General features: G+C 45.3%; 11 protein-coding genes. 1 reads left to right on the forward strand and 10 read right to left on the reverse strand.

Going from position 1 to position 13323, the window contains the following annotated elements; translation table 11 throughout:
- Positions 1-92 precede the first annotated feature (92 nt).
- Entirely contained in the window at positions 93-1559 is a 1467-nt protein-coding gene (gene guaB, locus R7P64_RS18280; RefSeq protein ID WP_017633908.1) for an IMP dehydrogenase, read from the reverse strand.
- Between the two features lie 231 nt (positions 1560-1790).
- Between guaB and xseA the strand changes: the two genes are divergently transcribed.
- Positions 1791-3122 (forward strand): exodeoxyribonuclease VII large subunit, encoded by a 1332-nt coding sequence (gene xseA, locus R7P64_RS18285; protein WP_017633909.1) that lies wholly within the window; start codon positions 1791-1793, stop codon positions 3120-3122.
- 13 nt (positions 3123-3135) lie between these two features.
- Here the strand turns inward: xseA and R7P64_RS18290 are convergent, their stop codons facing one another.
- The 9 genes from R7P64_RS18290 to R7P64_RS18330 all read right to left on the reverse strand — a co-directional run bounded on the left by R7P64_RS18290 (position 3136) and on the right by R7P64_RS18330 (position 13116).
- The gene (locus R7P64_RS18290) at positions 3136-3360 is read right to left on the reverse strand and encodes a zinc ribbon domain-containing protein (RefSeq protein WP_005381691.1); all 225 of its coding nucleotides are present in this window, start codon (positions 3358-3360) and stop codon (positions 3136-3138) included.
- A 309-nt stretch (positions 3361-3669) separates the two neighbouring features.
- Entirely contained in the window at positions 3670-4545 is an 876-nt protein-coding gene (locus tag R7P64_RS18295; RefSeq protein ID WP_318119017.1) for an alanyl-tRNA editing protein, read from the reverse strand.
- Between the two features lie 59 nt (positions 4546-4604).
- Positions 4605-6101 carry a ribosome biogenesis GTPase Der gene (gene der / locus R7P64_RS18300; RefSeq protein ID WP_017820569.1) on the reverse strand — a complete coding sequence of 499 codons (1497 nt, stop codon included), beginning with the start codon at positions 6099-6101 and terminating at the stop codon, positions 4605-4607.
- A 167-nt stretch (positions 6102-6268) separates the two neighbouring features.
- On the reverse strand, positions 6269-7429 hold the full coding sequence (gene bamB, locus R7P64_RS18305) for an outer membrane protein assembly factor BamB (protein WP_318119016.1): 1161 nt from the start codon (positions 7427-7429) through the stop codon (positions 6269-6271).
- Positions 7430-7441: 12 nt separating this feature from the next.
- Entirely contained in the window at positions 7442-8056 is a 615-nt protein-coding gene (locus R7P64_RS18310) for a YfgM family protein (RefSeq protein ID WP_213915298.1), read from the reverse strand.
- 126 nt (positions 8057-8182) lie between these two features.
- The gene (hisS, locus tag R7P64_RS18315; protein WP_005381698.1) at positions 8183-9451 is read right to left on the reverse strand and encodes a histidine--tRNA ligase; all 1269 of its coding nucleotides are present in this window, start codon (positions 9449-9451) and stop codon (positions 8183-8185) included.
- Positions 9452-9477: 26 nt separating this feature from the next.
- Positions 9478-10596, reverse strand: coding sequence for a flavodoxin-dependent (E)-4-hydroxy-3-methylbut-2-enyl-diphosphate synthase (gene ispG / locus R7P64_RS18320; protein ID WP_005381699.1), 1119 nt, complete (start codon positions 10594-10596; stop codon positions 9478-9480).
- Positions 10597-10602: 6 nt separating this feature from the next.
- Positions 10603-11553 carry a cytoskeleton protein RodZ gene (rodZ, locus tag R7P64_RS18325; protein ID WP_005383707.1) on the reverse strand — a complete coding sequence of 317 codons (951 nt, stop codon included), beginning with the start codon at positions 11551-11553 and terminating at the stop codon, positions 10603-10605.
- Between the two features lie 435 nt (positions 11554-11988).
- Complete coding sequence (locus R7P64_RS18330; protein ID WP_017633913.1) at positions 11989-13116, reverse strand: bifunctional tRNA (adenosine(37)-C2)-methyltransferase TrmG/ribosomal RNA large subunit methyltransferase RlmN; 1128 nt, start codon at positions 13114-13116, stop codon at positions 11989-11991.
- Positions 13117-13323: the final 207 nt, after the last annotated feature.

The raw sequence follows: 13323 nt of genomic DNA on the forward strand, positions 1-13323 counted from the left end.
AGTCTTTTTAAGGCTAAGTGATTAAAACCGAGGCGAGTGTACTCGCCTCTTCTTAATGCTTCAAGGAAAAAGCAAACGTTTCCGTTAGGTAATTAGTTCCCTAGACGGTAGTTCGGTGCTTCCTTAGTAATTTGAACATCGTGTACATGAGACTCTTGCATACCAGCACCAGAGATACGTACAAATTCAGCTTTCGTACGCATATCTTCGATAGTTGCAGAACCAGTTAGACCCATGCTTGAACGTAGACCACCCATTTGTTGGTGTACGATCTCTTTTAGACGGCCTTTGTATGCGATACGACCTTCGATACCTTCTGGTACTAGCTTGTCCGCTGCGTTGTCAGACTGGAAGTAACGGTCAGAAGAACCTTGAGACATAGCACCAAGAGAACCCATGCCACGGTAAGACTTGTAAGAACGGCCGTTGTATAGAATCACTTCACCCGGCGCTTCTTCAGTACCTGCAAACATAGAACCAACCATCACACATGATGCGCCAGCTACGATTGCTTTACAGATATCACCTGAGAAACGGATACCACCGTCAGCAATAACCGGAATACCATAATCATTAGCCACTTCTGCCGCATCTGCGATTGCAGTGATTTGTGGAACTCCCACACCCGTTACAATACGAGTTGTACAGATAGAACCAGGGCCGATACCCACTTTCACTGCGCTTACGCCAGCTTCGATTAGTGCTTTAGCACCAGCACCTGTTGCTACGTTACCACCGATGATGTCTAGATCTGGGTAAGCAGCGCGAGTTTCGCGGATGCGGTTTAGTACACCTTCAGAATGTCCGTGTGAAGAGTCGATAAGTAGAATGTCAACGCCTGCTTCAACTAGAGCAGCAACACGCTCTTCGTTACCAGCGCCAGCACCAACGGCTGCGCCAACACGTAGGCGACCACGCTCATCTTTACATGCGTTTGGTTTACGTTCTGCTTTGTGGAAGTCTTTCGCAGTAATCATACCGGTTAGTTGGAACTCATCATTCACAACCAATACTTTCTCTACACGAGCTTCGTGCATTTTCTCTTGCACTTCTTCTCGTGTTGCACCTTCTTTAACTGCTGCCAACTTCTCTTTTGGCGTCATTACTGAAGATACTTTCTTAGAAAGGTCCGTCACAAAACGAACGTCACGACCAGTGATAATACCAACAAGCTCATTGCTCTCAGTGACAACAGGGAAACCTGCAAAACCATGCTTTTCAGTGAGTGCAACAACATCAGCGATGGTCGCGTCAGGGTTTACAGTAACCGCGTCAGTTACCATACCAGCTTCGAACTTCTTAACTTTACGAACTTCGGCTGCCTGCTGCTCAATAGACATGTTCTTGTGGATAAAGCCAATGCCACCCTCTTGCGCTAGCGCAATTGCTAGACGAGCTTCAGTAACAGTGTCCATAGACGCTGAAATCATTGGGATGTTTAGGGTGATGTTCTTAGTTAGCTGAGTGCGAAGATCAGCTGTGTTTGGGAGAACGGTGGAGTGTGCTGGCACAAGTAGTACGTCATCGAATGTCAGCGCTTCTTTGGCAATTCTTAGCATTTGCAATATCTCACAATTAGAGGAGTAAAAAGAACAATCCAATCTCATCGTTTCGCATAATGAGGGTAACCTGCGTTAGCAACTAGCTACATTTGGATTAGATATTGCGGAGGGATTATACGGTTAACGCAATCGCTTGACCACAAATTTTTTAATTTTTTTCTTGCAATTACCCCCTTGCTATGTATTATATTGCCGCTAATTTCCATACTCACGTCTAAGAGATTAGCTGTGCTCTCCAAGACCAATCAAAACATCTTTACTGTTTCTCGTCTCAACGCAGAAGTTCGTTTACTCCTTGAAAACGAAATGGGGATCGTTTGGCTCGTCGGAGAGATATCCAACTTTTCAGCTCCTGTCTCTGGTCACTGGTACCTCACTCTTAAAGACTCTCGCGCTCAAGTTAAATGTGCCATGTTTCGTGGTAACAATCGCCGCGTTACTTTCAAACCCGCTAACGGTAATCAAGTCCTAGTAAAAGCTCGTCTGTCTCTTTATGAGCCTCGCGGTGACTACCAATTGATCATCGAAAGCATGCAACCGGAAGGTGATGGCCGTCTTCAACAAGAGTTTGAAGAGCTGAAAATGAAGCTTGCAGCAGAAGGGTTGTTCGCGCAAATCAATAAGCAATCTTTGCCTGAGCACCCTAAACGTGTTGGCGTCATCACATCGAAAACTGGTGCCGCGCTTTACGATATCTTAGACGTATTGAAACGTCGTGATCCTTCCCTACCTGTTGTGATTTATCCGACAGTGGTACAAGGTGAGGACGCAGCCATTCAAATTGCACAAGCCATTGGTCGCGCTAACAGCCGTGATGAATGTGATGTACTAATTGTGGGCCGAGGTGGTGGTTCATTAGAAGACTTATGGTGCTTTAACAACGAGATATTAGCTCGCACGATTGCAGCAAGCCAAATTCCTATTATTAGCGCCGTTGGACATGAAGTTGACGTGACAATAGCTGATTTTGTCGCCGACGTACGCGCGCCTACTCCATCAGCAGCCGCTGAGCTAGTAAGCCGTGATAACAGCCACAAAGATCAAGCTTTAGTTACCCGCCAGCATAAGTTAGCGAGCGCGATGCGTTACTACCTAGCACAACAAAAGCAGCAATCTGCTCAATTAGTGCACCGTCTAGAGAGACAGCACCCAAGCTATCGCTTGCAACGTCAGACGCAACAGTTAGATGAGTTGGACATGCGCTTACAGCGAGCGATGAGTCGTTTTATTGCCTTGCGTCAACAGCGAATCGAGCGTCAACATTATCGGCTGCAATTAAATTCTCCTGTAACACGCCTTGCCGAGCAGAAGTCGAAGCTAGAACGTGTTGAGCAAAAGCTCATGGATGCAATGGATCGCAAATTACTGACTATGCGCCATCAACTCGCGATTGCTGCAGAAAAGTTGGACACCGTCAGCCCACTAGCGACATTGAAACGAGGTTACTCAATTACTCAAACTGAGCAAGGTAAAGTAATTACGCAATCTTCAGATGTAAAGTCGGGAGATGTATTGATTACCCGGTTAGCCGAAGGTGACGTTCGTTCTACCGTTAACTGAATACAAACTCTGGTTAACTGACTTTCTGGAACTCAAATCGGACACGTGATTTTGATTTGAGTTCATTACACACATTACAAAAGTAACTCGCAGCACCGCATGCTTGCAGCTTCTCCAGCTCCGCCTCACAATCAGGGCAAAAACCTACCTTTTTAAAATCCGATTCACACTGTGCACAATGGTATTGTCCTGTCCATTCCAGTTCGACATTGCAAGTCGGGCAAATGTTCTGCTGCATATCCCGTTCCTCTCTCTAAACTAAGCAATTTCGAGTAACGCATGCTACTCAAAATAACGAACAAGTGTGTTGATCTTCATCACCGCCCCAACAAGTTTCACGAGGCGTTAACCATACTTGATACGTAGGATCTTATACTGATCGTCTGATATTTACTCCTTGATCAGCGATCACCCCTTAAAAGAATATTTATATAACCACACACCGAAAGCATAAGTTACATATTCTGCATTCCAATTTAAGGCAGAATAAAAAACCTTATAGCAATTTAATTAAACGTAAAATTAGAATTTAATAAAAAGATCTTATTCAGAAAGCAGTGTTTACATTGGTGTGCATTTCGATAGTTTGAGCGTCGAGCTCAACGAGTTTAACTTGGATAAAAGCAAACTCATTTAAATGGCTCGCATGCGTTCCACCACAAGGGATTACCGCTAATTGACCTTCCCCTAAATCGCACTTCCAATAGCGAGAATCCGTTAATCTGTCACCGTGGCATTCCATGGTGATCATCGCATCTCGTCGAAGCCATTCCACAAGTTGGCTATTCACTTTTTTTGCAATCGCCTGGAGGTCATTCAGCATATCTGCACTGTTTAATCCTCTTTTACGGAGTGTTTTGCCTAAACGGTACGTATCGAGGCACTTGTCTGGAGTAACATAACTCGTAACTTGTGCATAGCTATTAAAGTCATAATAACCATGTGGGTCTTTGCGGTCTGCGTCTTTTCGCCAATAGTCTTCCGCTAGTACTTTATTCAACGCCAAATACGCTAAGTGTCCTGCAGTGTGGCCTCGACTCAAAGCGCGTTGGTAATCCTTATCTACCGCCAATGTCACCAAATCATCAGTAACAAGTGATTCCGTACGTGATAAAACATGCACGACGACAAACACCCAACCTTCAGCATCACGCTTTACAGGGATGTCACTACCCACATACAGTGCACCACTTTCCTGCTCCACTGCTCCAACTTGGCAATCTACTACGTCATGCTCAGACCCATTCACCTTCAACGTTCCTTTATCTGCAGGGTGATCCGGCCATATGTGACTAACGGGATGGAACGGCGTGACATCTGTAATAACGTAAGTCACTTCTTCCGTAGATTGAACGAGCTGTATTTGTGCTTCTAATTGCCATGTTTGATGACAAAAACGAGTCTTTGTTGCTGTGATAGTCATTTTTACGATTACTTTTGATAAAAAAATACCCAAGTAGAAACTTGGGTATTCGAATTTCATTATTTATTGCGGTTTTTCACCATCGACATCATACGTTTACGTTTACGCTCTTGTGATAGCGTAAGCTTATTCGTACGGTTCTCGTATGGGTTATCACTGTTGTGGAAGTTAATGCGAATCGGTGTTCCCATAATTTCCAGAGACTTACGGAAGTAGTTCATCAGATAACGTTTATACGAATCTGGCAATTCACGAACCATGTTACCGTGGATAACAACGATCGGTGGGTTGTAACCACCTGCGTGTGCGTATTTGAGTTTGATACGACGACCACGAACCATTGGCGGTTGGTGATCATCCACAGCCATCTTCATGATACGCGTCAGTACTGACGTACCCACACGCGTTGTCGCCGAGTTATATGCTTCTTGGATAGATTCAAACAAGTGACCAACGCCAGTACCGTGCAGCGCAGAGATAAAGTGGATACGCGCGAAGTCGACGAATCCTAGACGGCGGTCCAGTTCTTTCTTCACGCTTTCTTTCACGTCACTGTCTAGACCATCCCACTTGTTAACGGCGATGACAATTGAGCGGCCAGCATTCAGTGCAAAACCAAGCAAGCTTAGGTCTTGGTCTGAAATATTTTCACGAGCATCAATCACCAGTAGAACGACGTTTGCATCTTCTACCGCTTTCAGCGTCTTAACAACAGAGAACTTTTCAACCGTTTCATTGATACGACCACGACGACGAACACCTGCAGTGTCAATCAGTACGTATTCGCGTCCATCACGTTCCATCGGGATGTAGATAGAGTCGCGCGTTGTACCTGGCATATCGTATACAACTACACGTTCTTCACCCAGAATACGGTTAGTCAGTGTCGATTTACCTACATTCGGACGACCGATGATCGCCAACTTAATCGGCTGCTCTTGAAGGCGCTTGAATTCAGCTTCTGCGTCTTCTTCAGTGTAATCTTCAACAAGAGGCTCTTCGTCTTCGAATCCAGTCAGGTCTTCAATCTCACCTTCTTCAGATTCACTTGTTAATAGATCATCAAAGAATGGAGATAAAGCACGCTCAAGCAAAGCGGTCACACCACGGCCATGAGCAGCCGCAATCTGGTACATATCATCCACGCCGAGCTGCCAAAAATCAGCACACGCCGCATCGGCATCAATACCATCGATTTTGTTTACTACCAGCATCGCTGGCTTTTCAATTTTACGCAGATGCGCAGCAATTGCTTCATCTGAAGGTGTCAGACCAGCACGACCGTCAACAAGGAACAATACAACATCAGCCTCATCAATCGCGGCTAATGACTGTTCTGCCATCTTTGTTTCCACGCCTTCTTCTGTGCCATCGATACCACCAGTATCAATCACAATGAATTCGTGCTCTTCACCAAGTCTCGCCTGGCCATATTTACGGTCTCGCGTTAGGCCTGGAAAGTCCGCAACCAACGCGTCACGAGTGCGAGTCAATCGGTTAAATAGTGTAGATTTACCTACGTTCGGACGCCCTACTAGAGCTACAACAGGTACCATAACAACCTCTACAATAATCTTTCTTCTGTAGTTATAGGTAACGACTTGCTCGATGCCAAATCAAACCAGCTTTTTACCTATAACCACGTCAGGGTTAATAAATTCAAACAACAAAACGGCTCCTAGCTGTCACCAGCCAGGAGCCGAATGTGAATTATATCACGATATTATTCGTTAATGGTTAGTTTCTTTACATCGCCGTTGCGAGTTGTAATCACATAACCATCCGACAATAACGTCGGGCCAACAGCCAAGCCACTATCATCGACAAACTGCTGCGCAACAAATTCGCCCGTTGAACGATCCATCCAGTGAAGGTAACCAAGCGTGTCACCGACAACGAGATAATTGCCAACAATAACTGGCGCTGTAAGTTGTCGGTGCTCAAGCAAGCTGTTTTCCCACAACTCAGTCCCGCTTCGTGAATCAACGGCAACAACATGATCTTTTTCCGTTATCACAAAGATGCGACTACCATCTGTAGAAATGTCTGTCGCAGATGAGTAATTACGCTTCCAAATCGGGTTCGCTGAACGCAAGTCAATGGCGATAAGTTGACCATTGTATCCAATGGTGAAAAGAGTACCGCCTAGCACAATTGGCGATGAATCAACGTCAACCAAACGATCAATTTCTGTCGCGCCTTTTGGCGTACCAACAGGCTGTTGCCAAATCAACTGACCACGCTCAACGATAGCAGCTGCGAGTCGGCCATTTGCCGTTCCCCAAAATACACCGCCGCCAATTGCAGTCGGAGTACTGTCGCCACGTAAAGTTAAGTTCGGCACTTCTGTACTCAATGCCCAGCGTTGCTCACCTGTACTCTCATTAAGGGCAATCAACATGCCTCGGCTAGTATTGATGATAATAAGGCCTGAATCTGCAACTGGCTTCGCCAGTACCTCACCACCAACTTTTACACGCCAAACAATTTCACCTGTTTCTTGGTCAAGAGAGATGACTTCACCATTCTCAGAGCCAATGTAAAGGTTTCCGTATGCCGCTGTGATACCACCAGAGAGACGAGCAATGACATCTTCTTCTAGGTCCGTTTGCCAACGTTGTTTACCGTTGTCAGGATCCAGCGCTTTTACTAAGCCATCACGACTTGCCACGAACAATGTATCATTCGCAAATACAGGGGATAGTTTTGAAAAGTAATGACCAACACCATCGCCAACCGATGTGCTCCACTCACTACTGGTTGTAAACTGACTGTCTACCTGAGGTAGTGGCGCCATTACAATGGTGTCTTTCTCACCTGCACAACCGGCAAGTACTCCCATTGTTAACGCCCCTAGCAAGGCTTTCTTAAAGACTCTTTTCATCCAATGCGGTCCTTATTTCGCCAGATCGTCCAATTTCATTTGTAGTGTCGGGCTTGCATCTGCCGCTTGCTGAGCTTCAGTATACGCAGCGTACGCAGCATCTTTGTCACCTTGGCGAATCGCAATATCGCCACGAAGTTCAGCAATACGACCTGTCCATGCTGTATCAGTGACGTTACTTAGCTCTGCCGTTGCAGCGTCGAAGTTACCCATTTCCGTCTCAATACGCGCAATGCGGTAACTAATCAATGGTAACAACGCAGCATCTTGAGTGCTGCTTTGCGCCCACTTCAGTTGCTCCAATGCAGCAGAAAGGTCTTGAGCTTCAACTTGTGCTTTAGCAAGTTGTAGTGCAGCCAATACTGAATATTCTTTTACTTCATTTGACTCAATGAAAGCTTTCACGTCAGCTTGAGCATCAGTGCCTTTGTCTTGCAAAGCATTCATTGCTGTCGTGTAGCTTTGAGAAGCTGCTTCACTCGCCTGAATCACAGAATCCTGGTAGTAACGCCAGCCAAATAGACCACCTAAACCAACAACCGCACCGATGATGACGGCTTTGCCGTTTTCCTTCCACCAGTCTTTAATGGCTTCAACTTGTTGTTCTTCAGTATCGTAAAGTTCCACTTCCTGTCCTCTTAAAACATGTAAATGGCAGCTTAGCTGCCATTGTTCCTATTTCGTTTAAAGGCTCCACATTTGGGAGCCTTAGCTTACGAACTAGGATGTAATTTTGTTAGATTACTAAAAGACTTAAATCAGTGCTGCGATCTTTTCTGCAACTTCTGCTTGGTTGTAAGTCTCTTGCTCACCACCAGCTAAGTCTTTCAGTACTACGGTATTATCCGCAACTTCGTTTTCGCCCAGAACCAATGCTACAACAGCACCAACTTTGTCTGCGCGTTTAAACTGTTTCTTGAAGTTACCGCCACCGAAGTGATTCATCACACGAACGCCTGGAACAGACTCGCGAAGCTGTTCTGCTAGCTTCATTCCTGCCATCATGGTGCCTTCACCCGCTGTGACTACGTACACGTCAACACTGCGACGAACGTCTGTCAGTTCCAACGTTTCTAGCATCAGTACTAGACGCTCTAGGCCCATTGCAAAGCCAACCGCTGGTGTTGGTTTACCACCTAATTGCTCTACAAGGCCATCGTAACGACCACCGCCACATACAGTGCCTTGAGCACCTAGGCTCTCAGTGATCCACTCAAATACCGTGCGATTGTAGTAATCCAGACCACGAACTAGACGTTCGTTAACTGTGTATTTGATACCTGCGGCGTCTAAAAGTTCACATAGACCTGCGAAGTGTGCTTTAGATTCTTCACCCAAGTAATCTGAAAGGCGAGGCGCATCACCTAAAATAGCTTGAACGTCTGGGTTCTTCGTATCCAGAACACGCAGTGGGTTCGTGTGCATGCGACGCTTACAATCTTCATCTAGCACATCAATATGTTGCTCAAGGAATGCAACCAGTGCAGTACGGTAGTCTGCGCGGTCTTCTTGAGAACCGATAGAGTTCAGTTCAAGACGGACATGTTCATTGATACCTAGCTCACGCCATAAACGCGCCGTCATCATGATAAGCTCTGCATCAACATCTGGACCATTTAGACCAAACACTTCAACACCACACTGGTGGAATTGACGGTAACGACCTTTCTGCGGACGTTCATGGCGGAACATAGGTCCCATGTACCACAGACGCTGTTCATCACGGTTGATCAGGCTGTTTTGGATACATGAACGTACACAACCCGCCGTACCTTCAGGGCGAAGTGTTAGGCTGTCGCCGTTACGGTCATCAAAGGTGTACATTTCTTTTGAAACGACGTCTGTTTCTTCACCAACAGCGCGGCTGAATAGGTTTGTTTCTTCAACGATTGGCATGCGCACTTCGTTATAACCGTATGCGCTAATTACATTTTTCACTGTGTTTTCTAGTTTTTGCCACAGTGGCGACTGAGTTGGGAGGCAATCGTTCATGCCTCGAATTGCTTGAATTGTTTTTGCCACAATACTTACCGTAATTCTCGTTGAGATTAATCTTGTACTTTAACTTCGATGCGGTTTTCGCCATTCATCATAGCTGCTTTCGCACGGATCTTAGCTTCTAGCTTATTCACAAGGTCATCGTTATCAAAGCGCTCTTTCTGGCGTTTACCATCTTCGTAGAATGCGCTCTTCTTGTTACTACCTGCTAGACCTAAGTGAGAAACTTCTGCTTCACCAGGGCCGTTTACCACACAACCGATGATAGACACATCCATTGGCGTGATGATGTCTTCTAAACGTTGCTCCAGTGCATTCACCGTACCAATCACATCGAATTCTTGGCGTGAGCAGCTGGGGCACGCAATAAAGTTGATGCCTCGAGAGCGAATGCGCAGAGATTTAAGGATGTCGAAACCGACTTTGATTTCTTCAACTGGATCGGCCGCCAAAGAGATACGCAGCGTATCGCCTATCCCTTCAGATAACAGCATACCTAAGCCAACAGATGACTTAACAGCGCCAGCTCGAGCACCACCCGCCTCTGTGATACCTAAATGAAGAGGCTGATCGATTTTCTTCGCCAGCAGACGATATGAATCCACAGCAAGAAAAACGTCTGAAGCTTTCACGCTAACTTTAAATTGGTCAAAGTTAAGACGATCGAGATGATCTACGTGACGCATCGCCGATTCAACCAAGGCTTCTGGCGTTGGTTCACCGTATTTCATCTGTAAATCTTTTTCCAAAGATCCACCATTGACGCCAATACGGATCGGGATGTTTTTATCGCGAGCGCAATCAACAACAGCGCGAATACGCTCTTCATTGCCGATGTTACCTGGGTTGATACGTAAACAGTCAACTCCGTACTCCGCAACTTTCAGCGCGATACGATAGTCGAAATGAATATCAGCCACTAATGGTACAGAAACTTGCTGTTTAATCAGTTTGAAAGCTTCTGCTGCGTCCATCGTAGGTACAGAAACTCGAACGATATCTGCGCCGACTTTTTCTAGTGCTCGGATTTGAGCGACTGTCGCTTCTACGTCAGTCGTGCGAGTGTTAGTCATTGACTGTACTGCAATTGGCGCACCATCACCAATTGGCACATCACCCACATAAATACGCGTCGATTTACGACGAATAATTGGAGATTCGTGTTGCATAATTTTTTATAACGGTAGAGTGAATCTAGCTACTTTGCCTGAAGTATACCCAGAAAGGTCGACAGGTTCACTTGCAAATGTCATTGTAACCCCTTCCGGTGCGCCCAATATCACTTTAAATGGCGCTTTTCCGGTAAGTTCTACATCTTGTCCTGGCTTATGAGTACCACTTACCAGCGTTTTACCATTGGTGTCTTTTACTTGAATCCAACAGTCCGCTTTAAACTTCATAGTAAGAAGTGTCATGCCTTCAGGTACTACTGGCGCAGGCTGTTCCTCTTCCGCCGCTTCAATCACGGCAACAGGTTCTTCAGAATCTACGCTTGTTGTATTTTCAGTTTCAGTCAGCAAAGGATCCGCCCCTTGCTCAACGGGTGCTTCAGTCAATTCAGCAACACCTTCATTAGTTGAAGCAACTTCTTCAGGAGTGCTTGCGATTAACTCTTCAGCCGTCATCAAATCGATATCAGCTAATTCTTGAGCAGTGGGCTGCGGCGCTTCAACACTCGAATCCGTTACTTCCTTAGTTAGGCTATTCTCTTGTTGGTTTTGCCACCACCATGCCGCTGAAATGCCAATAATGACCAGCCCGATAACCCAAGTAAGGAGCATAATACGGCTATTGTGCTTCTCGTCTTTTGTTTTACGAGAGAAGCTTTGCATTTCAATTTCTTGCTCTTGAGGCTGAGCATCTGCAGTCTGCTCTAACGCCGTCAAAACCACCTTCTCATCAAGACCTACGAATTTAGCGTAAGAGCGTAAGTAACCACGCGTAAATGTCGCGACTTGTTGAGATTCAAATCGGTTATTTTCAATATCTTCAATCACAGAAATGCGAAGCCTCAGGCGATCGGCAACTTGCTTTTGGCTCATTCCCAAGGATTCACGTTTGTTTTTCAGTAATGTGCCAGCTTCAATAGAGAGTGGCACTTCATTCGTATTTTCGTGTTCTGTCATAATGGCGGTATTTAATCTGTTTTAGTGGCTAACGTGGTCATGTATTTTCGTTATTGTTCTTAAGCCTCTTTAAAGATAGCTAGCCTAAACGCGTTAACCAAAAATAATAATTTTAAGAAACTCTCAGCGATCTGAGTGCGAATACCCGTTTTGCAAAAATCAGCAAAACGTATGTGAGAAAGTGCTGAGAATTATCGGTGTCATCGTTAGTGTTACATATCATGATAAGCGAATGCGCAACGAAGACAAAAACTCTTTACACTCAAACTAACAGATAGCTCAAGCTTTTGTCCAAACTTTGACAAAGGAATTCGAAATTATACCCAAATAACCTTAAGTTGAAGAGTGATAGTCCCAAATCTTGGCGAAAATGTCCTAAACAATAAACAAAATAGCCAGAGCGAATGGCTCTGGCTATTTTTGAATTCCGGTCGTTTATACAGCTTTCACTTCAATGGTATCGGCACCGCGTGACGCTTTCAGCATTGCCGTACGTTTAGTTCGGTCAATTACATCACCGACCAACTGACCACATGCGGCATCAATGTCATCACCGCGCGTTTTACGAACCGTAACTGTGTGCTCGTATTGCATCAATGTTTTTTGGAAGCGATCAATACGTGAGTTACTTGGTTTCTTGTAAGGTGAACCTGGGTACGGGTTAAACGGAATCAAGTTAATCTTACATGGTGTGTCTTTCATCAATTCAGCCAGCTCGCGTGCATGGTCCATGTCATCGTTCACATGATCAAGCAACACGTACTCGACTGTTACTTTGCCACGGTTTGCATTAGATGAAGCAATGTAACGACGAACGGATGCTAGGAAATCTTGAATATCCCAACGATCGTTAATTGGCATGATTTCACTACGCAGCTTATCGTTTGGCGCATGAAGAGAGATCGCCAACGCAACGTCGATTTTGCCCGTCATCTGATCAAGACCAGAAACCACACCTGATGTTGATACGGTTACGCGACGCTTCGACAAACCAAAGCCAAGGTCATCCAACATTAACTCCAGTGCTGGAATCAAGTTCTTCATATTAAGAAGCGGCTCACCCATACCCATCATCACGACGTTCGTAATTGGGCGACGGCCTGTTTCTTTCTCAAGACCAATTTCACGTGCAGCACGCCAAACCTGACCGATGATCTCTGAAACTTTCAAGTTACGGTTAAAACCCTGCTGTGCTGTTGAGCAGAACTTACATTCCAATGCACAACCTACTTGAGAAGATACACAAAGCGTTGCGCGATCATCTTCTGGAATGTAAACCGTTTCTACATCCTGATCACCAACCTTCATTGCCCACTTGATCGTGCCGTCTGAAGAATGCTGAGCTTCTGCTACAGTTGGTGCTTTAATTTCACACTTGTGTAAAAGCTTTTCGCGCAGCTTCTTGTTGATGTTTGTCATTTTTTCGAAGTCATCTACACCGAAATGGTAGATCCACTTCATAACCTGATCGGCACGAAACGCTTTCTCGCCAAGTTCTTCCGCGAAAAACTGACGCATGCCTTTGCGATCAAAGTCGAGTAGATTGATTTTTTCAGTGGTCATGTTGCCTCTCAATGACTGAAACAAGAATAAGGGCGCGAATTGTACAGCCTTTATGCAGCTACAACAAGGGGTGTAAGACCCTGAGTTTGCTAAGGCATTAAAATAAAAACGATTAAATTTTAATCAGACTTTACGGTGAGAATAATGATTAGACAACCGACAACAAAAGCGTAGAAGTGGTACAGAGAAAACAGTGAGAACAAACAC

The sequence above is a fragment of the Vibrio sp. 2304 genome, from assembly GCF_033339475.1.
Taxonomy (GTDB): Bacteria; Pseudomonadota; Gammaproteobacteria; order Enterobacterales; family Vibrionaceae; genus Vibrio; species Vibrio alginolyticus.